Below are 20,804 nucleotides of genomic sequence, written 5' to 3' on the forward strand. Positions count from 1 at the left end.
GCGGGCGTCTCCGAGCGGGTCAACGGCAAGCGCTTCCTCGCCCCGGGCGTGGCGAGCGTGCCGGCGTAACGCCGGCACGCAGCACGAAGGGCGGCCCTCCGAGAGATCGGAGGGCCGCCCTTTCGCATTCACGGACGAGGACCGTGTGCTGCCGCGGGTGGTTGCACCACCAGGGGCGCGGGGCTCTGCTGATCTGTGGCTCCTCCCCCTGCCTTCGGCGGGGGGACCCCCAGCGTGGGCGCGACCGGTCACTGATACTCCCGCAGGTGGTTGCACCACCAGGGGCGCGGGGAACTGCGCGACAAGCCACCCGGAGAGGTATCACCCCGAACGTTCAGGGCCGTCCGCTCATCAGTGGTTGCTCGCGCAGTTCCCCGCGCCCCTGGGGTTCTGCAACTGCAGGTCAGTGGGAAGGCGAAGCGGAGGGGGAGCCCGAAGCCGTCGGCTTCTTCTTGGGGTCCGTGGCGGCCTTCGCGCTGGTGCTCGTGCTGGCGGTCGCGCTCGGGGTCGCCGAGGCCTGCGGGGTGGCGCCGTTGGTGACCGGGATGGAGGGCATGTCCGACGCCGTCGGGGACGCCGCGATCGCCGCGGCGGTGACGCGGGCGATCAGGTCCTTGGTGCTGATGGACTGCGTCGCCGAGGCGAGCACCGTCTCCGGCGCCGGGTCCTTGGCGGTGCCGCCGATCTGCATGGTCAGCAGCGGGACGGAGCCCAGTCCGGAGGACTTCAGCAGCGACGTGGAGTCCTTGACCCACACCTTGTGGTCGCCGCCCGTCACGCACGCGCGGAAGACGTCGGTGTCCAGGTCCTTGACCTTCTTGGACAGGTCGATCAGGTGCGTGGTCGACGCGAAGGCGTCGTCCGACACGGCCGGCTGGTCGTTCAGCAGGACCGCGCGGTAGTCGGCGAAGGCGTTCGTCGGCTTGGCCGAGTCCTGCGCGCAGCCGAGCGCGTTGCCCGCCTGGAGCGAGCCGCTGCCGCCCTGGCTTGCGTCGATGCCGTCGGTCTCGCGGTAGTAGATGTTGGCCTGGCCGGAGGCGACCAGCTGGCGCAGCGTGGCGCCGTAGGTGTTCTCGAACTTCAGCGAGTTCGGGTCACGCATGTCCTCATAGAGGTTGAGGGTGACCGGCGCGTGCCCGTAGGCGGGGACGGCCAGACCGCTCGGGCCTGCGGCGGCGGTGGGGAGCTGCAGCTGCGACTCCTTGTTGCTGCGGACCACGGAACCGATCAACCCCGCGATCACGAAGACCACGACGATCGCACCGCTCACGGCCGCCCACCGTGTCCACGGCGTCGTACGCATGGACGCACCCGCCGGCTGCGGGTCCTTGTCCGGGGAGCTACTCACTTCCACCCATCCTCAACCACTCGTGTCCCCGCACTTCATGCGTCAGCGCGCGCGGATCGGACTCAGCATGTCATGCGGAGTTAAGAAGCCTTCAACTGGATCACGGCTTCCACTCATAAAGCACCGCGCCGCCGACCGTGCCCACGCGCGTGCCGTGGGCGGCCAACAGGGCCTGAAGTGGAGCGATGTGATCCGGGCCATAGGGAGCGCCCTGGGAGTCGTCCACGAACAGGCTCGGCGGATGCTCACGCATCTCCTGTTCGAAAGTCTGCCATGACCCGTTCACCCCTTCGGCCAGGCCCACTCCGCGCCCGTCACGGCCTCCGGCGAAGTTGGTCAGCAGACCCGCCGTCAGATAGCGGCTGGCGGGCGGACGGTCGGCGAGCCAGTAGATCTCCGGGTGCATCCCCCAGACCAGCACCGGCTGCCCGGGCCCGGTCCGGGCGTCGACGGCCCGTGCGACGGCCTGCACGCGGGTGACGGGCGTGGTCGACCACATCAGCCCCAGCACCACGAAGACCACGCCCGCGGCGGCGCTCCACGCGAGCACGGGCCGGGTCCAGCGCGCGGGCGCGCGGTGCAGCGCGGAGGCGCCGAGCAGGGCCAGCGGGGGCACCAACTGGAGGTAGTAGTGGCCGAAGAAGTGCAGCCCGGTCACCACCCCGAGGGCGGAGGCGCCCAGCCACACCCACAGGTCGCCGTCCTCACGCAGCGACGTCCGTGGATCCCGGGCGACGACGAGCAGGACGCCGAGCCCGGCGGCCCCGAGGAGCGCGGCGTTGCCTGCGGCGCGGGCGAGCGCGGTCAGCCAGGCGCCGTCGAGCGAGGCGTAGCCGCCGCTGCCGGAGACGACCCAGAAGAGGAAGTCGTGCGGCCCGAGGAGAAGGACGAGGGCTGCGACGGGCACGACGAACCCGAGCAGAACGCGGGCCAAGGCGGGGCGACGGCCGTCGCGTTGGCGGAGCAGGAGAAAGAGGACGGGCAGCAGCACCGCTCCCCCGGTCTGCTTCACCATCGCTGCCGCGGCGGTCGCCAGCCCCGCGCCGGCCCAGCGCTGCCGGTCCGCGCACCAGAACGCGGCGGCGGTGGCGGGCAGCATGAAGACCTCGAAGGTCGCCGCCTGGGTGTCCTCGGGCGAGAGCCCGACGCTGAGCAGCAGCGTGAGCACGCCCGCGACGACCGCCGCGCGCGGCCCCCAGCGCCGCCGCGCGACGGACGCGAGCAGCAGCGCTGTCGCGAGCTGGGCGAGGACCGCGAGGACGCGCAGCGGCCACAGGGAGTCGGAGCCGAAGACCCAGAACGCGCCCTGGTAGAGCCACGGCAGCAGCGGCGGCTTCCGGTCCACGACGTTCTGGTAGAGCGTCCCGCCTGCGGCGAGCATCCGCGCCTCGGTGGCGAGGTAACCCTCGTCGGGACTCCAGAACGGCCGCAGGAAGGAGGGGAGATGGGTCGCCACGGCGACAACGGCGAGAAGCCCTGCAGCGGCGCGGGGACTCTGCAGGCGAGCAACCATGCACCTCAGGGGCGCGGGGAACTGCGCGAGAGCCACCCTGTGCGGATGGCCCTGCGCGTTCGGCGGCTCACCACTCACAGTGGCTTGTCGCGCTCACGCGGCGGAGCCGCATATCGACAGAGCCTCGCGCCCCTGAGGTAGTGCATGGTCCTCACTCCGCAGAATCCCTGCGCCCCTGGGAAGTGCAACTTCCCGCGTCGGCTAGAGGACCGCCGCCGGGTCCAGGGAGACCTTCGCGACGAGCGCTGCCGCCTTCTCCGCCACGCCGTCGGCGGTCAGGCCGATCTCCGCCAGGATCTGGTCGCGCGTCGCGTGGTCCAGGAACGTCTGCGGGATACCCAGATCCCGGAGCGGGACGTCGACGCCCGCGTCGCGCAGGGACTGGGAGATCGCCGCGCCGACGCCACCCGCGCGGCCGTTGTCCTCGACGGTGATGATCGCGCGGTGGCGCGCGGCGAGCGGAGCGAGCTCCGGGTCGACCGGCTTGACCCAGCGCGGGTCGACGACCGTGGCGCTGATGCCCTGCGCGGCCAGCTTCTCCGCCGCTTCGAGGCAGGTCTGCGCCATCGCGCCAACCGAGACGATCAGCACGTCGGCGTCGACGCCGTCGACCGAGCCGTCCCGCAGCACGTCCATGCCGCCGATCTTGCCGACCGCCGGGACGGCCGGGCCGACCGTGCCCTTGGAGTAGCGGACGACCGTCGGCGCGTCGTCGACCTCGACCGCCTCGCGCAGCTGCGCGCGCAGCTGGTCCGCGTCACGCGGAGCGGCCAGTCGCAGGCCGGGGACGATCTGGAGGATCGACATGTCCCACATGCCGTTGTGCGAGGCGCCGTCCGCGCCGGTGACACCGGCGCGGTCCAGGACGAAGGTCACGCCGCACTTGTGCAGCGCGACGTCCATCAGCACCTGGTCGAAGGCGCGGTTGAGGAAGGTCGCGTAAACCGCGACGACCGGGTGCAGGCCTCCCGTCGCCAGGCCCGCCGCCGAGACGGCGGCGTGCTGCTCGGCGATGCCGACGTCGTAGATGCGGTCCGGGAACTCCTTGGCGAAGGGCGCCAGGCCGACCGGGTGCAGCATGGCCGCGGTGATGCCCACCACGTCCTTGCGCTCGCGGCCGATGGCGACCATCTCCTCGCCGAAGACGGAGGTCCAGTCCTGGCCGGAGGACTTGACCGGCAGGCCGGTGTCGGGGTGGATCACCGGGACCGCGTGGAAGCGGTCCTCCTCGTTCTGCTCGGCGGCGCGGTAGCCGCGGCCCTTCTGGGTGAGGCAGTGGACGATGACCGGGCCGCCGAAGCCGCGGGCGCGGCGCAGCGCGGACTCCAGGGCCTGGACGTCGTGGCCGTCGATCGGGCCGACGTACTTGAGGCCGAGGTCCTCGAACATGCCCTGCGGGGCGATGAAGTCCTTGAGGCCCTTCTTGGCGCCGTGCAGCGTCTCGAAGAGCGACTGGCCGACGACCGGCGTGCGCTGCAGCGCGTCCTTGCCCCAGGCAAGGAAGCGCTCGTAGCCCTGGGTGGTGCGCAGGGTGGCCAGGTGGTTGGCCAGGCCGCCGATGGTCGGCGAGTAGGAGCGCTCGTTGTCGTTGACGACGATGATCACCGGGCGGTCGGACGCCTCGGCGATGTTGTTGAGCGCCTCCCAGGCCATGCCGCCGGTCAGCGCGCCGTCGCCGATGACCGCGACGACGTGGCGGTCGTCGTGGCCCTGGAGCTGGTTGGCCTTGGCCAGGCCGTCGGCGTAGCCGAGCACGGTGGAGGCGTGCGAGTTCTCGATCACGTCGTGCTCGGACTCGGCACGCGACGGGTAGCCGGAGAGGCCGCCCTTGGTGCGCAGCTTGGAGAAGTCCTGACGCCCGGTGAGGATCTTGTGGACGTAGGACTGGTGGCCCGTGTCGAAGAGGATCCGGTCCTTGGGCGACTCGAAGACGCGGTGCAGGGCGATGGTGAGCTCCACCACGCCGAGGTTCGGGCCGAGGTGGCCGCCCGTCTTGGAGACCTCCTCGACCAGGAAGCCCCGGATCTCCTCGGCCAGGACGGCCAGCTGTCCCGGGGTGAGACGGTCAAGATCGCGCGGTCCCCGAATGCGGGTCAGCAGGGCCACCCGTTCCTCCTCTATCTCTGTCGGCCGCGAGCGGCCCCGAGCTTCCTCGTCCGCCGCCCGTTCAGTCCGGGCTCGACCAAGGGTCTGTCCGAATCCGCTCAGTCTACGGCCCTGTCCCGGTGACGCGACCGACCGGAGTGCTGCGTTGGCCGGAACCGTCGGCCGGAACGCGCGACCACCCGGCACCGGAGCGGTATCGGTGCCGGGTGGTTCTTCTTGCAGTCCGTCAGCCCCACGAGCCGGTCCTCCCCCTCAAGAGGCCGGCTCGCGTTGCGGAGGGCCGACGGCGTCCGTACGCCCGAACGGGCGAACAAGCGCCTTCCGCGGCACGCGCGGTGAGGGCTCAGCCGCGGCCGGAGGACTTCTGGCTGCGGCGCGACAGCGAGTCGACGATCACGGCGGCGAGGAGCACCACGCCCATGATCATGTACTCGACGTCCTGGTTGAGGCTGAGCATGTTGAGGCCGTACTGGATCGACTCGATGACCAGCATGCCGAGCAGCGCGGACCAGACCCGGCCGCGTCCACCGAAGAGGCTGGTGCCGCCGATGACGGCCGCGGCGATGGCCATCATCAGGTTGTTCGGGTCCGCACCGGCCTGCCCGGCCGCGTTGGTGGTGGCCGCGATGGCCAGACCGCCGAGCGCCGCGAAGGTGCCGGAGATGGCGAAGACGGAGATCCGGATCGCCGGGACCGAGATACCGGCACGACGGCTGGCCTCGATGTTGCCGCCGACCGCGAAGATCTTGCGGCCGTAGGAGGTACGGCGCAGCACGAAGTCACAGACGATCAGCAGCGCCAGGAAGAGCACCAGGGCGTTCGGCACGCCGCTGGCCAGGTTGAGCACGTAGGCGGCGACGAACGCCGGGACCGCGAGCGCCACCAGGCGCAGCACGACCTCGCTGGTCGGGCGGAACGGGACGCCCGCCTTGCGGCGACGCAGCTGCTCGCTGAACGCCCCGTACGCGGCGGAGCCGACCGCCAGCACGGCCAGGATGTAGGCACCCGAGATGTCGCTGCCCATGAAGTACGAGCTGCCGGACAGGAAGTGGTTCAGGCCCTTGTCGTCCAGGTTGATCGTGCCGGTCGAGCCCAGCAGCCAGAGCATGACGCCCTGCCAGGCCAGGAACCCGGCCAGGGTGACCACGAAGGCCGGGACGCCGATCTTGGCGAAGATCCACCCCTGCAGCGCGCCGATCGCCGCGCCCGACAGGACGGTGAGCAGGACGGCAAGCCACGGGTTGACGCCGTGCGAGATCTCCAGCACCGCGTAGACGGCGGCGGCCAGACCGCTGACCGAGCCGACCGACAGGTCAATCTCGCCCAGCAGCAGCACGAAGACCAGGCCGACCGAGAGCAGGCCCACGCCGACCATGTAGTAGGCGATGTACTCGGCGGTGGAGGCCGCGAAGTAGTGGCCGTTCTTGACCGAGAAGACGGTCCAGATGACGATCAGGCCGACGACGACCGGCAGCGAGCCGATCTCGCCGCCGCGCACCTTGCGGGTGAACTCGGTCCAGTACCCGGCCAGTCCGGCCTCGCGCTGGAGCAGGCGGGGGTCGACGGCCGAGTTCTGCGGCGCGGGCGCCTCGGGGGTCTTGGTGTCGTTGCTCACTTCGCGGCCTCCGACGTGCGCGCCTTACGCCGGGTCACCGCGTTGTCGGTGGCGCCGGTGATCGCGGCGATGATGGTCTCCTGGGTGGTCTCCTGGACCGGGAAGGTGCCGTTGTTGCGGCCCAGCCGCAGCACCGCCACGGTGTCCGCGACGGCGCGGACGTCGGCCATGTTGTGGCTGATCAGGATGACGCCCAGGTCCCGCTCGCGGAGCCGCTCGACCAGGTCGAGGACCTGCGCGGTCTGCTCGACGCCAAGGGCGGCGGTGGGCTCGTCCAGGATCACGACCTTGGGCTCGCCGATCAGCGAGCGGGCGATCGCGACGACCTGGCGCTGACCGCCGGAGAGTCCGGCGATCGGGATGCGCACGCTCGGGATGCGGATGGACAGGGTGTCCAGCAGCTCCCGCGCCTTCTGCTCCATGGCCACCTCGTCGAGGGTGCCGCGACGCTTCAACTCGCGTCCGAGGAACAGGTTTCCGACCACGTCCAGGTTGTCGCACAGGGCGAGGTCCTGGTAGACGGTGGCCACACCGAGGTGCTGGGCGTCCTGCGGACGCTGGATCGAGACGGGGGTGCCCTCCCACTCGATCTCGCCCTCGTCGATCGGGTGCACGCCCGCGATCGTCTTGACCAGGGTGGACTTACCGGCGCCGTTGTCACCGACCAGCGCCACCACCTCTCCGGCGTGAACCTCCAGCTCGACGTCGGTGAGGGCCTGCACCGCGCCGAACCGCTTGGAGACCCCGCGCAACGCCAGTACGGGCGCGCTTGTCACGTGAACCAACTCCTTCTGCCCACCCGGTGCCTCGGGTGGGCTGGTCGACGCCCGCGCGGGATCACCGCGCGGGGGACGACGTCTGACGGATACTCAGCACTCCGGCCGCAGGCGCGGTCCCGAGCGAGGGTGCGGCCTACTGCAGGCCGTCGGCCTTGCAGGCGGCGGCGTAGTCGGCGGTGCAGATCTGGTTGACGCTCCAGAGGCCGTCCTGGACCACGGTGGACTTGATGTTGGCCTTGGTCACCAGGACCGCGGGCAGCAGGTCCGAGGGGGCCTTGTCACCGGACAGGCTGGTGCTGGTCGAGGTGGCGACCGAGCTGATGCTGGTGCCGTTCAGCAGGTCGACGGCCAGCTGGGCGGCGGCGTCGGCCTCGGGCTTGTAGGCCTTGTAGACCGTGTAGGCCTGGGTGCCGGCCACGATCCGCTGGATCGCGTCGAGCTGGGCGTCCTGACCACCGATCGGCAGCGCGGACAGGCCGGCCGTCTTCATCGACTGGACGATACCGGCGGCCATGCCGTCGTTCGCCGAGTAGAAGGCGGCGATGTTGCTGGCGCCGAGCTGGTTGATGGCGGCGGTGGCCTTCTGCGCGGCGACGTCGGCCTTCCACAGACCCGAGGCGTCGTAGGCGATGTCGACCTTGCCGGCGACAGCCTCCTGGAAGCCCTTCTTGAAGTAGGCGGCGTTCGGGTCGGCCGAGTCGCCGTCGATCTCGACGACCTTGGCGGACGGGGTGGCCTTGCTGCCCAGGGCGTTGAGCAGGCCCTGGCCCTGGAGCTCGCCGACCTTCTCGTTGTCGAAGGAGACGTAGGCGTCGATCGGGCCCTCGGCCAGGCGGTCGTAGGCGACGACCTTGATGCCCTTGGCGTGGGCGGCCTCGACGGAGGACTTGATCTGGGTGGCGTCCTCGGCGTCGACGACCAGGACCTTGACGCCCTGGTTGATCATCGTCTGCACCTGCTGGGCCTGCTGCTGCGCGCTGCCGCCGGCGTTGTCGTACTGGACGGTCGCGCTCGGGTCGAGCTGCTTGACCTCGGCCTCGAACAGCGGCTTGTCGAACTGCTCGTAGCGGGTGGTCTGGTTCTCCGGGAGCAGCAGACCGATGACCTGCGAGCCGCTCGAACCGGAGGAGGAAGAAGAGGAGGAAGAGCTGGAGCTGCCACCGGCCTTGCCACATGCGGCGAGACCAAGTGCTATGGAGACGGCGGTGGTTACCACGACCGTGCGGCGCAGAGTGCTGTTCATCGTGTGGGGTGCCTCCCTGACGCGGTCGCAACGTTGCGACCGAGGTGTGAGGGAGTCAACCCCGCACACCCCAATGGCGTCAATAAGTAAAACCGCACTCTGTTGAATCCGAACCCTTTCGTTATCTTCCTGAAGGCATGGGGGTAACCAAGCCCCCGAAAGGTGAACGTCAGCCCATCGGCAATGCGTTGGAATCGCTCATTTCCGACATCACCAACGCCAAGGCTCCAAGAACCTCGGCCCGGCCGCCGAGCGTGCCCGGCACCACGGAGAGCTGCCGCGCGGCGCTCGGGATCGCGTAGCGGGCGACCGACTCGCGGATCGGGTCCAGCACCAGGTCGCCCGCCTCGGCCAGGTCGCCGCCGAGGATCACCCGGCGCGGGTTGAGCAGGTTGCACATGGTCGCCACGCCGCTGCCGATCTGGCGTCCGGCGTCGGCCAGCACGCGACGGCAGCCCAGGTCGCCGCGCTGGGCCAGCTCGACCACCCTGGGGATGCTCAGCTCCTGGCCGTGGCTCTGCTGGAGCAGGCCGAGGATGTGCCGGGCGCCGACGAAGGTCTCCAGGCAGCCGCGGTTGCCGCAGCGGCAGACCGGTCCGGCCTCGTCCAGGGTGATGTGGCCGATCTCGCCCGCCGTGCCGCCGGGGCCGCGGTAGATCTGACCGGCGATCACCAGACCGGCGCCGACGCCGCTGGCCACCTTGATGTAGGCGAGGTCGGACAGGCCCCGCCCCGCACCCCAGACCAGCTCGCCGAGCGCGCCCAGGTTGGCGTCGTTGTCGACGCGGACCGCCATCCCGAGCCGGCTGGACAGCTCCTTGGCCGGAGAGATGCCGCTCCAGCCCGGCAGGATCGAGGTCGAGCCGAGCGCGCCGGTCTCCACGTCGATCGGTCCGGGGACGCCGAGGCCGACGCCGATGACCTTCTCCGGAGCGAAGCCGGTCTGCTCCAGCAGCCGGGCGACCAGCTGCTCGGTGCGGCCGAAGCCCTGCTCGGCGGAGGCGTCCGTGTCCAGCGGCTCGCTCTCCTCGGCCAGCACCCGGTGGGCCAGGTTGCCGATGGCCACCCGCAGGTGGGAGTGACCGAAGTCGACGCCGACGACGATCCCCGCGTCCGCGCTGAGCGAGACGCTGCGGGCCCGTCGGCCACCGGAGGAGGTGGGCGTGACCACGACCGTCCCGGCTTCGCTGAGCTCGCGGACGATGTTGGACACGGTCGCGGCGGACAGCCCGGTGCTGCGCGCGATCTCGGCCTGGGTCAGCGAGCCGGCCATCCGGACCGCCCGGAGCACGCGCTCCAGGTTCGCCCGGTGCAGCGACGACTGGGATCCCGGCGTTTCCACGGACATGAGCAGTTCCATCCTCGCCGCCCACGCCGCGTCCTTGCGGCGGAGCACTCTGCGCGGCCTTGATTTCGGCCTTGAATACAACTTCTGAACTTCAAGCAGAGCTAACAGGGTGAACTCATGTCAAGAGTGAAGGGAAAGAGATGCCCTAAATGTTGCTGAAACGCGGCCGCCCCGGACCGAGAGCGGTCCGGGGCGGTGTCGGCGCGGGCGAAGGCAGGGCCTGACTTCAGGCGGCCCGACGACGTCGGCGGGTGCACGTCAGACGCGGGCGAACTCCGGCTCGTCCAGGTCGCCGACCCGGGTGTGGCGGCCGAGCAGCGCGACCTCGCGGAACTGCCAGAGCAGCGCGCCGGTCGGGGCGTGGACGACCATGTTGGCGCGCAGCGGCATCTGCAGCAGGCGGCCGCCGTCGGGCATGTCGCGCCAGCGCGGCAGGTCGTCCTCGCAGAGCCGGGCCAGCGGGATGCGGTGCAGCGAGGCCACCTCGCGGCGGCAGCGCTCCAGCCTGGCGGGCGGGGCGTCGAGCAGCACGACCACCGGGGTGATCACGAAGCCGGTGCCCGCCACGTAGTCGTCCAGCAGCCCGGCGACGGCGGAGGCGGGGGCCTCGACGCCGGTCTCCTCGGCCAGTTCGCGCAGGGCCGTCTCGACGAGGGTCTCCCCCGGCTCGACCCGGCCGCCGGGCAGCGCCCACTGACCGGCGTTGCGGCCCCTCGGGGCGCGCTTGATCATCAGCACCTGCGGCCCGGTCTTCGACGGCAGCACGCAGACGGCGACGGCGGCGGACCGCTCGGCGACGGCCGAACGGCGCGGGAACGCCGCGAGGTTGCGGCGGATCCGGTCGTGGTCGACGCCCGGTGCTGTTCCGCTCATCGGGGTGCTCCCTTCATGCCGGTTCCAGGGACGTGCCGCGCGCGCGGCTGGCGGACTCGCCGTCGACGAGCAGCTCCCGCTGGACGAAGCCGATCAACAGCTCGCGCATCACCGAGACGGTCATGCCGGGGCGGCCGGTGAGCACCTGGATCGCCGCGCCGTCGGTGAGCGCGGTCAGATGCAGGGCCAGCTCCTCCGGCGAGACGTCCACGCGGAAGACGCCCTGGCGCTGGCCGCGTCGGACGATCCGCACCACGGTGTCGTGCCAGCGGGCGTAGAACTCGTTGTGCGCGGGCCGGAACTCGGGCCGGACCACGGCCTCCGCCCAGTACTGGAGCCAGATCGACCACTCGTCGCGCACCTGGCCCACCCGGGGCAGCTGCATGTCGATCAGCTTGAGCAGCCGCTCGTGGGCGTTGTCGATCCCGCGCAGCTCCTGGCTCTGCCGGACGAACGCCTGCTCGACGCAGAACTTCAGCGCCTCGGTCAGCACGTCGGTCTTGCCCGGGAAGTAGTAGTGCACCGTGCCTGTGCTGGTGCCGCACACCTTGGCGATGTCGCTGATCCGCACGGCGTGGAAGCCGCGTTCGGCGATCAGCTGCCAGGTGGCGTCGAGGATCGCCCTCCGCCGGTCCTCGTCCGTCCGCGGCTGGCCGGCCATGCGCTCTCCCCTCGTCACGCCTGCCCCTGTCCGGGATGCAGGACATCCTACTGACGCATCAGTCAGATTCAAGAGTACGGCAGAAATCGTGGAAATCTGCTGCACGGACTGACTGAACCCCTTGACACGGACCACGGCGAGAGAGCTAACTGACGCATCAGTCAGACATTGCTCCGGCGATCCGAGGAGACCCTGTGCGCGATTCTTCAGCCCTGGCCCCGCCCGGCTCCGGCCCGGCGGACGGCCCGGCGGCGACTCCGGCGGGCGGCCCGGCGTCCGGGCTGCGGGCGGACGTCCACGCCGGTCGGGTGGCGCTGGTCACCGGCGGCGGCACCGGGATCGGCCGGGCCACCGCGCTGGACCTCGCCGCCGCCGGGGCCTCGGTCGCGATCTGCGGACGACGGCCCGAGCCGCTGGAGGAGGTACGCAACCAGATCGAGAAGTCCGGCGGCCGGTGCCTGGTCCTCGTCGCCGACATCCGCGAGGAGGACCAGGTCGGCGAGGTCGTCCGGCAGACCCTCGACGCTTTCGGGCGGATCGACGTCCTGGTCAACAACGCGGGCGGCCAGTTCGCCGCGCCCGCCGAGGAGATCACGCCGAAGGGCTGGCGTGCCGTGCACCGGCTGGCCGTCGACGCGACCTGGGCGATGACCCGCGAGGTCGCCAACCGGGCGATGATCCCGCAGCGTTCCGGCTCGGTCTTCTTCCTCGCCTTCTCACCGCGCCGGGGCATCCCCGGCATGGTGCACGCCTCGGCGGCCCGCGCCGCCGTGGAGAACCTGGCCGCCGGGCTGGCCCTGGAGTGGAGCCGTTACGGAATCCGCTCCGTCTGCGTCGCCCCGGGCACGATCGCCACCGAGGGCTTGGACAGCAACTACACCGACGAGGACCGGGCCCGCTGGGCGCAGGCCGTCCCGCTCGGCTACCTCGGCTCGGCGCAGGACGTCGCCGGTGTCATCTCCTTCCTCGCCTCCCCCGCGGGCCGGTACGTCACCGGCACCACCGTCGTCGTCGACGGCGGCGTCGACGCGTGGGGCGCGGGCCACCCCGTCCCTGATCTGCTTCCGGAGGTCGAGCGATGAGCGGAGCGCAAGGAGCAGGAGTGAACCCGTCAGCCACCGCACGCGACCTCGGCGCGCTCTTCGACCCGCGCGCGGTCGCCGTGCTCGGGGCGAGCAACGACCGCTCCAAGTACGGCAACTGGATCAGCGTCCAGGCGCTGCGGATGCAGGGACGACGCCCGGTGTACCTGGTGAACCGGCGCGGTGAGCCGGTGCTGGGCGAGCCGACACACCGCAGCCTCGGCGAACTGCCCGAGCCCGTCGACCTGGTGGTCGTCGCGGTCCCGTCCGCCGGCTTCGAGGACGCCGTCGAGGACGCGCTCGCGGCCGGGGCGAAGGCGATCGTCGGCATCACCGCCGGTTTCGGCGAGCTGGGCGCCGAGGGCCGGGCCCGCGAGGCGGCGCTGGCCGCTCGGGTGCGGGAGGCAGGGGCGGTGCTGCTCGGCCCCAACTGCCTTGGCGTGCTGGACAGTACGAGCGGCCTCTACCTCGCGTCGAACCCGCTGCCCGCCGGGCCCGTCGCGCTGCTGTCGCAGAGCGGCAACATGGCGCTGGAGCTCAGCAGGTTCCTGATCGACCGTGACCTCGGCTTCTCCCGGTTCGCCTCGCTGGGCAACCAGGCCGACCTGACCGTGGCCGACCTGATCCGCTCCTGCGCCGCGCACGACGGCACCGAGCTGATCGCCGTCTACTGCGAGGACTTCGGCGACGGTCGCGACTTCGTCGAGGTCGCGGCCGAGGCGCGGGCGGCGGGCAAGCCGGTGGTGCTGCTGACCGTCGGCGGCAGCGAGGCGTCGGTGCGCGGCGCCAGGTCCCACACCGGCGCGCTGACCAGTGACACCGCCGTGATCGACGCGGCCTGCCGCGCCGCGGGCGTGGACCGGGTGTCCAGCCCGCGCGAGATGGCCGACCTGCTGGCGATGCTCCACCGCTTCGGCGACGCCCCGGCCCGCCGGGTCGCGGTGCTGGCGGACGGCGGCGGCCACGCCTCGGTCGCCTCCGACATCGCCGACGCGCACGGCCTCTCCGTCCCCGAGTTCCCGGCCGCGCTCTCCGAGGCGCTGCGCGGCGAGCTGACCCCCTCGGCAGGCGTCGGCAACCCGGTCGACCTGGCCGGCGCCGGCGAGCAGGACATCACCTCCTTCGCCCGCACCCTGGACCTGCTGCTCGGCTCGCCCGAGGTCGACTCGGTGCTGGTCACCGGCTACTTCGGCGGCTACGGCGACTACGGTCCCGAGCTCGCCGCGGCCGAGCTGGCCACCGCCCGGGTGATGGGCGAGCGGATCACGCTGCTGGGCAAGCCCGTCGCCGTGCACACCATGTGCGCGGACAGCGCGCCCGCCGAGGAGCTGCGCCGTCACGGCGTCCCGGTCTTCCGCGCCGTCGAGGACGCCGCGCAGAGCCTGGGCATGCTGGCCCGACGCGACCCGACGCCGCGTCAGGCGCCGCGTCCGCGCACCGACGCGCAGCCGGTCGCCGACGACGGCTACTGGACCGCGCGGGAACTGGTCCGCGCGGCCGGAGTCGCCCTCCCGCCCGCACAGTTGGCCGCCGACGAGGCGGAGGCCGTCGCGGCGGCGCGGGCGATCGGCGGGCCGGTGGTGGTCAAGGCACTCGGGCTGCTGCACAAGTCCGACTCCGGCGGCGTCGCCCTCGGCCTCGCCACCCCGGAGACGGTCCGCGAGGCGGTCGCCGACATGAGCCGGCGGCTCGACCCGCCCGGCTTCTGCGTCGAGGCGATGGCCGACCTGCGCGACGGCGTCGAGCTGATCGTCGGCGTCCAGCGCGACCCCCGCTTCGGGCCGGTGGCCATGGTCGGCCTCGGCGGGATCGCCACCGAGGTGCTGCGCGACACCGCGTTCGCGCTGGCCCCGGTGGGCCGGGACGAGGCGCTGGAGCTGCTCTCCCGGCTGCGGTCGGCGGCGCTGCTGCGCGGCGTGCGCGGCAGGCCGGGCGTCGACCTGGACGCGCTGGCCGACGCGGTCGCCGCGATCACCGAGGTCGCCGCCGCGCACCCGGAGATCGCCGAGCTGGAGGTCAACCCGCTGCTCGCCACCCCCAAGGGCTGCTTCGGGCTCGACGCCCGGATCGTGCTCGACGCCTGAACTTCCTTACTCCCTGACCCCTTTCGACTGTTCCGAGTTTCGAGAGAAAGAGTCCCCATGGAATTCGCGTACTCCCCCCGGCTCTCCGAGCTGAAGCAGCGTGCCGCCGACCTCACCTCGAAGATCATGAACTACGAGGACGAGTGCGAGGCCAACAACGGCCTGACCCCCGAGGCGCTGGCGGCGATCCGCGAGGACGTCCTCGCGTCCGGTCTGCAGGCGATCAACCACCCCGTCGAGTGGGGCGGCGCGGGCCTCAGCATCCTGGAGCAGGTCGTCGTCCAGGACGAGCTGGGCAAGCTGACCAACGCGCTGTGGGACACCGTCTGGCGTCCGGCCAACTGCCTGCGGGCCGCCACCCCCGAGCAGCGCGAGAAGTACCTGCTCCCCGGCATCCAGGGCCGCTGCCGTGACGCGGTCGCGATCACCGAGGCCGATGCCGGCTCCGACCCGAGCGGCATCGCCACCACCGCGGTCCCGGACGGCAAGGGCTACCGGATCAACGGCGAGAAGTGGTTCGTCACCGTCGGCGACGTGGCGGACTTCCTGATCGTGCTGGCCAACGTCCAGCCGGCGGGCGCGCCCACGCTCTTCCTGATCGACCGCGACACGCCGGGCGTCTCGGTCAAGCGCACGCCCCGCTACACCCACACCTTCGTCTACGAGCACCCCGAGTTCCTCTTCGAGGACGTGTACGTCGGCGCGGACGCGGTGCTCGGCGGGATCGGCCAGGGCTACGAGCTGACCCGCGACTGGTTCACCGAGGAGCGCCTGATGATCGGCGCCCGCACCATCGGCGCCGCCGAGCGCGCGCTGGAGCTGGCCACCGACTGGGCCCGTGGACGCGTCCAGGGCGGCGAGGCGCTGATCAACCGTCAGCTGATCCAGGGCATGCTGGCCGACTCGGTCGTCGACATCACCACCAACCGCGCCTTCACCCACCAGGTGGCCTGGGAGTTCGACCAGGGCGCCGACCGCAAGCTGCTGCACGCCCGCGCCGCGACGGTGAAGCTGGCCGCGTCCGAGGCGTCCAACCGCGTCGTCGACCGCGCGCAGCAGATCTTCGGCGGGCGCGGCTACATGCGCGACTACCCGGTCGAGCGGCTCTGGCGTGAGCTGCGCGTGGACCGGATCTGGGAGGGCACCTCCGAGATCCAGCGCCTGGTCATCGCCAACGAGATCACCAAGCGCGGCCTGTCCGGGCTGCTGACCTTCCGTCCGGAGGCCTGATGAGCGGCGAGCTGAGGCGCAGCGGAGCGGAGCCGAAGCGGAGCGCGGCGGGAAAAGCGATGAGCGGCGACGTCCGCCCGATGTTCGACCGCGACGGGAAGGACTCCGCCCCGCAGGCCCCCGCGCAGCAGGACCCCGCGCGGGGAAGCGTCGAGGTGGCCCTGCACGGCGAGGTCGCGGTGCTGACGCTCCGCCGGGAGGCCAAGCTCAACGCGCTCTCCACCCACCTGGAGGCCGCGCTGCTCGACGCGCTGCGCTCGCAGACCGTGCGCGGCAGCCGGGCCGTGGTGGTCACCGGAGGGAGCAAGGTGTTCTCCGCCGGGGCGGACGTCGGTGAACTGCGGGAGATGACCCCGGAGGCGATCGCCGCGTACTACCGCGCCTCCGGGGCGGTGTACGAGGCGATCGCCGCCCTCCCGCAGCCGACGGTGGCCGCGATCGCCGGCTACTGCCTGGGCGGCGGACTGGAGTTGGCCCTGGCCGCGGACCTTCGGGTGGCCGACCCTTCCGCCGTCCTCGGACTGCCCGAGGTGGGCATCGGCATCCTGCCGAGCTCCGGCGGGGTGACCCGGATGGTCCGCGCGGTCGGCCCGGCCCGCACCCGCGACCTGGTGCTGCGCGGCCGCCGGATGGCGGTCGACGAGGCGCACCAGTGGGGCCTGCTCACCGAGATCGCCCCGGCGGGTGAGCACCTGGAGACGGCGGTGAAGATCGCCGCCGAGATCGCCGCGCACCCGCCGCTGGCCGTCTCGATCACCAAGCAGGTGATCACCGCCGCCACGGACGCCCCACGCGAGGCCGCGCTGCTGCTGGAGCAGCTCGCCTACACGGCGCTCAACCGCACCACCAGCTGATCCGTCACCACCAACTGCTCCGCACCGCACCTTTCCGGGGCTGCACATCGCGCGTCACTCTCACCCCACCCAGGAGAACTGACATGCCAGTCAGCACGGCCCGCACCACCGACACGACCGCGCAGCCGGGCGCGAGATCCGGGCGCATCGAGGCACGATCGATCGACTATGTGCCGCTCGCGGAGCGGCACGGCAAGGTATGGCACCTCTTTCCGGTCTGGTTCGCGGGCGACGCGCACCTGGCCACCGTCGCCACCGGCGCGATCGGCGTCGCGCTGGGCGGCAACCTGATCTGGACGGCGATCGCCGTGGTCACCGGGTGCGCCTTCGGCACCTTCTTCATGGCGTTCCACTCCACCCAGGGCCCGCAGCTGGGCCTGCCGCAGATGGTGCAGTCCCGGCCGCAGTTCGGCTTCATGGGCGCGCTGCTGGTGTGGATCGTCGCGCTCACGACGTACATCGGCTACACGGCCTTCAACCAGGTGCTGGTCGGCAGCACCATGCAGCACCTGGTCAGCCTGCCGACCGGCGTCAGCTACGTGGGCTACGCGGTCGTCGGCATCCTGCTGGCGATCGTCGGCTACGACTTCATCCACCGGGCGTCGCGCTGGCTGACCTATCTGATGCTGGCTGCGCTGGTCGTCTTCTCGGTCGGCATCCTGGCCGTGAACCCGTTCACCCACGGCCAGTTGGACCTCGGCGCGTTCTCGCTGACGCCGTTCCTGATCCAGTTCTTCACGGCGGCGGTCTACCAGCTCTCCTGGTCGATCTACGTCTCGGACTACTCGCGCTACCTGCCGCCGAACGTCGGGGTGCGCTCCTCGTTCTGGTGGACGTACCTGGGCGCGGGGGTCGGCGGGGCCTGGATGATGCTGGTCGGCACCGTGGCGGCCGGGCTCTTCCCCAAGGCCGACCTGGTCAACTCGGTGATCTCGGCGGGCAACGAGCTGTTCCCCGGCTTCGGGGTGACGCTTCTGGTCGCGTCCGTGGTGCCGCTGCTCACCATCGGCACGCTGAACTTCTACGGCGCGAGCCTGACCATGCTGTCCTCGCTGGACTCGATCAAGCAGGTCAAGCCGACGGTGGCCAAGCGGATCGCCACCCTGGTCCTCGTCGGGGTGGTCTCCACCGCGATCGCCTTCGGCTCGGACGACTCGTTCCTCACCCAGTTCGGCGAGTTCCTGACAGTGCTCGGCTACCTGTTCACGCCGTGGACGGCGATCAACCTGGTCGACTTCTACGTGATCCGGCGCGGGCACTACTCCATCCGCGAGATCTTCAACCCCCGTGGCATCTACGGCCGCTGGAGCTGGCGCGGGCTGGTCGCCTACGGGGTCGGCTTCGCCGCGATGATCCCGTTCGCGGTGGTCGGCACGCACATGGGTCCGGTCGCGCAGGCGCTGAACGGCACGGACGTCTCCATGCCGATCGGCCTGATCGTGGCCGCCGGGCTCTACGTGCTGCTCTGCCGGTCGCTGGACCTGACGGCCGAGCGAGCCGCCGTGACCGCCGCCGACCGTGGCCTGGACGCCGACCCGGTCATGGACGCGGGCGCGGACATGGACGCGGATGCGGGCCCCGCGTGATGCTGACGCCCGTCCCGTTCGGCTCCCCCGTCCCGCAGGCGGACGCCCTCACCGTCCGCCTGCGGGACGGGGTGCGGCTGGCCACCGACGTCTATCTGCCGCCGTCCCCCGGCCGGTCGCCGACGGTGCTGATCCGCACCCCGTACGACAAGACCCGCCCGACCGGCCTGCTGCCGGAGATCGCGGACCGCCTGACGGACGCGGGCTACGCGGTGGTGGTGCAGGACGTCCGCGGCAAGGTCCGCTCCGAGGGACGGGCGGTGCCGTTCGTCAACGAGCTGGCCGACGGCTGGGACACGCTGGTGTGGATCACGGCCCAGCCGTGGTCGAACGGCGCGGTGGGCTGCTGGGGCAACTCGTACTACGGCTTCACCGCCCGGGCGGCGGCGGCCTCCGGCCATCCGGCGGTGCGGGCGCTGGCGGTCAGGCTCACGTCGGCCGACATCGGCGGCAGCGGCTCCGGCAGCGGCGGCAGCGGGGTAGGCAGCGAGGTCGGCGAGTTCACGCACCGCAACGGGGTGTTCCGGTTCGGCCCGATGGTGGAGTGGCTGAGCACCACCTGGGCCGGGCCTGCCAACCTGGACGGCGCGATCGACTGGTCGCTGCCGCCGCACCAGCTGCTGGCCGGGCTGCCGCGCCTCGCCGTGGACCTCGGGGCCGACCTCGGGGTCGACTTCCCAGGTCACGGCCGCGTCCCGACGCTCCACTGCACCGGCTGGTACGACCTGTTCCAGGCCGGGCAGTTGGCCGACTGGCGGCGCGCGGTCGGGTCGGCCAGGGGCCGCGCGCCGCAGTACCTCGTCGCGTCGGCGGGCGACCACATGGACGACCTGTTCACGCGTGACGGCCGGAGCCCGGACCACCTGACCGACAAGACGGCCCGCGAGGCGATGCTCGACCGGACGCTCGCACCGGTCGTCGCGTTCTTCGACCGGCACCTGCGCGGTCGTGACGACCGGCTCGACAGCGTGCCCGTCCCGCCCGTCCGTTGGGAGTGCGCGGGCGCGGGATGGCACGCCGGGTCGGAGTGGCCGCCCGCCGGGGCTGTCCCGGTGCGGTTGCACCTGGTGGCACGCGGCGCACTGCGCAGCGTGCCGAATCCGCAGTCCCAGAACACCTGTTGGGAGCACGACCCGGCCGACCCCGTCCCGGTGACGGACGCCGACTGGTGGCGACCGCTGCTGGCTCTGCCGGACGAGCGGGCCGTCGAGTCGCGTCCCGACGTGCTGACCTTCACCGGGCCTCCCCTCGCCGCTCCCCTGTGCCTGGCCGGTCCGGTCCGGCTGGCCCTGCCGCTGTCGGTCGGCCCGGCGTCCGGGCACGTCGTCGCCAAGCTCTGCGCCGTCGCTCCGGACGGGACCAGCCGCCGGATCCTCGAAGCGCCGCAGCCGGTGACGCGGACCGACGGCGCGTACGCGCCCGTCACCGTCCCGCTCGGCGACACCGGTCACCTGCTCCCCGCCGGTCACCGGCTGCGGGTCCAGCTCGCCACGTCCTGTTACCCGTCCTACCTGCCCGGTCCCGCAGGCCGCTTCGCGCTGCGCACCGGCGGCCACGACGGCGCCCACCTCGACCTCACCGTGCTACCAGGAGCGCTCACATGAACCAACCCGTCCACCACGTCGGCGTCGTCGGAGCCGGGCTGATGGGCTCCGGCATCGCCGAGGTGTGCGCGCGGGCCGGGCTCGACGTCCTCGTCGGCGAGATCAGCGCGGACGCCCTCGCCGCCGGACGCGCCCGCGTCGAGCGCTCGCTCGCCCGCGCCGTCCGCAGCGGCAAGTTGACCGAGTCCGATCGCGACGACGCCCTCGACCGGCTGCGCTGGACCACCGACCTGACGGACTTCGCCGACCGCGAGCTGGTGGTCGAGGCGGTCGCCGAGTCCGAGCGGATCAAGACCGAGGTCTTCGGCCACCTGGACCGCGTCGTCAAGGATCCGGACGCGATCCTCGCCTCCAACAGCTCGTCCATACCGATGGTCAAGCTGGCGACGGCGACCACGCGTCCCGGCCAGGTTGTCGGCATCCACTTCTTCAACCCCGTCCCGGTGCTGCCGCTGGTCGAGCTCGTGCCGTCGCTGCTCACCTCCGAGCGGACGGCGGAGCGCGCCGAGGAGTTCGTCACCGGGGCGCTGGGCAAGCGCGTGATCCGCTCGAAGGACCGCGCGGGGTTCGTGGTCAACGCGCTGCTGGTGCCGTATCTGCTGTCGGCGATCCGGATGCTGGAGTCCGGCTTCGCGTCCGCCGAACACATCGACCAGGGCATGGTGGACGGCTGCGCCCATCCGCTCGGCCCACTGGCCCTGGCCGACCTGATCGGGCTCGACACCGTGCAGGCGATCGCGGAGTCGATGTACGCGGAGCACAAGGAGCCGCTGTACTCGCCGCCGCCGTTGCTCGCCCGGATGGTCCAGGCGGGGCTGCTGGGCCGCAAGTCCGGGCGCGGCTTCCACCACTACGCCTGAGTTCATTTGTTTGTGGCG

At 71.7% G+C, this 20,804-nt stretch carries 16 protein-coding genes; 7 read left to right on the forward strand and 9 right to left on the reverse strand.

Annotated features, from left to right (window positions below; translation table 11 throughout):
- Nucleotides 1-403 precede the first annotated feature (403 nt).
- From I2501_RS25745 to I2501_RS25785, 9 genes are all read right to left on the reverse strand, one after another.
- Complete coding sequence (locus tag I2501_RS25745) at nucleotides 404-1,270, reverse strand: DsbA family protein (protein ID WP_196196616.1); 867 nt, start codon at nucleotides 1,268-1,270, stop codon at nucleotides 404-406.
- A gap of 178 nt (nucleotides 1,271-1,448) precedes the next feature.
- Complete coding sequence (locus tag I2501_RS25750) at nucleotides 1,449-2,804, reverse strand: glycosyltransferase family 39 protein (protein WP_328806628.1); 1,356 nt, start codon at nucleotides 2,802-2,804, stop codon at nucleotides 1,449-1,451.
- Nucleotides 2,805-3,062: 258 nt separating this feature from the next.
- Nucleotides 3,063-4,967, reverse strand: a complete 1,905-nt coding sequence (gene dxs, locus I2501_RS25755) for a 1-deoxy-D-xylulose-5-phosphate synthase (RefSeq protein ID WP_196196618.1) — start codon at nucleotides 4,965-4,967, stop codon at nucleotides 3,063-3,065.
- Between the two features lie 343 nt (nucleotides 4,968-5,310).
- Nucleotides 5,311-6,582 (reverse strand): sugar ABC transporter permease, encoded by a 1,272-nt coding sequence (locus I2501_RS25760; protein WP_196196619.1) that lies wholly within the window; start codon nucleotides 6,580-6,582, stop codon nucleotides 5,311-5,313.
- Nucleotides 6,579-7,367: an ATP-binding cassette domain-containing protein gene (locus tag I2501_RS25765; RefSeq protein ID WP_196196620.1), complete on the reverse strand. Its 789-nt coding sequence runs from the start codon at nucleotides 7,365-7,367 to the stop codon at nucleotides 6,579-6,581. The genes I2501_RS25760 and I2501_RS25765 overlap by 4 nt, the downstream gene beginning before the upstream one ends.
- Before the next feature lie 127 nt (nucleotides 7,368-7,494).
- Complete coding sequence (locus I2501_RS25770) at nucleotides 7,495-8,604, reverse strand: substrate-binding domain-containing protein (RefSeq protein ID WP_196196621.1); 1,110 nt, start codon at nucleotides 8,602-8,604, stop codon at nucleotides 7,495-7,497.
- Between the two features lie 169 nt (nucleotides 8,605-8,773).
- A complete protein-coding gene (locus tag I2501_RS25775) occupies nucleotides 8,774-9,946 on the reverse strand; it encodes an ROK family transcriptional regulator (protein WP_196196813.1) in 1,173 nt (390 codons plus the stop codon).
- A gap of 264 nt (nucleotides 9,947-10,210) precedes the next feature.
- Nucleotides 10,211-10,825 carry an NUDIX hydrolase gene (locus I2501_RS25780; RefSeq protein WP_196196622.1) on the reverse strand — a complete coding sequence of 205 codons (615 nt, stop codon included), beginning with the start codon at nucleotides 10,823-10,825 and terminating at the stop codon, nucleotides 10,211-10,213.
- Between the two features lie 13 nt (nucleotides 10,826-10,838).
- Nucleotides 10,839-11,486 (reverse strand): TetR/AcrR family transcriptional regulator, encoded by a 648-nt coding sequence (locus tag I2501_RS25785; RefSeq protein ID WP_196196623.1) that lies wholly within the window; start codon nucleotides 11,484-11,486, stop codon nucleotides 10,839-10,841.
- 194 nt (nucleotides 11,487-11,680) lie between these two features.
- Here I2501_RS25785 and I2501_RS25790 point away from each other — a divergent pair, with 194 nt between their 5' ends.
- From I2501_RS25790 to I2501_RS25820, 7 genes are all read left to right on the forward strand, one after another.
- Complete coding sequence (locus tag I2501_RS25790; RefSeq protein ID WP_328806630.1) at nucleotides 11,681-12,568, forward strand: SDR family NAD(P)-dependent oxidoreductase; 888 nt, start codon at nucleotides 11,681-11,683, stop codon at nucleotides 12,566-12,568.
- 20 nt (nucleotides 12,569-12,588) lie between these two features.
- Complete coding sequence (locus I2501_RS25795) at nucleotides 12,589-14,652, forward strand: acetate--CoA ligase family protein (protein WP_328806631.1); 2,064 nt, start codon at nucleotides 12,589-12,591, stop codon at nucleotides 14,650-14,652.
- A gap of 57 nt (nucleotides 14,653-14,709) precedes the next feature.
- A complete protein-coding gene (locus I2501_RS25800) occupies nucleotides 14,710-15,882 on the forward strand; it encodes an acyl-CoA dehydrogenase family protein (protein WP_196196625.1) in 1,173 nt (390 codons plus the stop codon).
- 59 nt (nucleotides 15,883-15,941) lie between these two features.
- A complete protein-coding gene (locus I2501_RS25805) occupies nucleotides 15,942-16,736 on the forward strand; it encodes an enoyl-CoA hydratase/isomerase family protein (RefSeq protein ID WP_268926986.1) in 795 nt (264 codons plus the stop codon).
- Nucleotides 16,737-16,819: 83 nt separating this feature from the next.
- A complete protein-coding gene (locus I2501_RS25810) occupies nucleotides 16,820-18,322 on the forward strand; it encodes a purine-cytosine permease family protein (RefSeq protein ID WP_196196626.1) in 1,503 nt (500 codons plus the stop codon).
- The gene (locus I2501_RS25815; RefSeq protein ID WP_236047248.1) at nucleotides 18,322-19,926 is read left to right on the forward strand and encodes a CocE/NonD family hydrolase; all 1,605 of its coding nucleotides are present in this window, start codon (nucleotides 18,322-18,324) and stop codon (nucleotides 19,924-19,926) included. Before I2501_RS25810 ends, I2501_RS25815 begins: the two co-directional genes overlap by 1 nt.
- Nucleotides 19,923-20,786 carry a 3-hydroxybutyryl-CoA dehydrogenase gene (locus tag I2501_RS25820; protein ID WP_196196628.1) on the forward strand — a complete coding sequence of 288 codons (864 nt, stop codon included), beginning with the start codon at nucleotides 19,923-19,925 and terminating at the stop codon, nucleotides 20,784-20,786. Before I2501_RS25815 ends, I2501_RS25820 begins: the two co-directional genes overlap by 4 nt.
- Nucleotides 20,787-20,804 lie beyond the last annotated feature (18 nt).

The sequence above is a fragment of the Streptacidiphilus fuscans genome (genome assembly GCF_015690355.1).
Classification (GTDB): Bacteria; Actinomycetota; Actinomycetes; order Streptomycetales; family Streptomycetaceae; genus Streptacidiphilus; species Streptacidiphilus fuscans.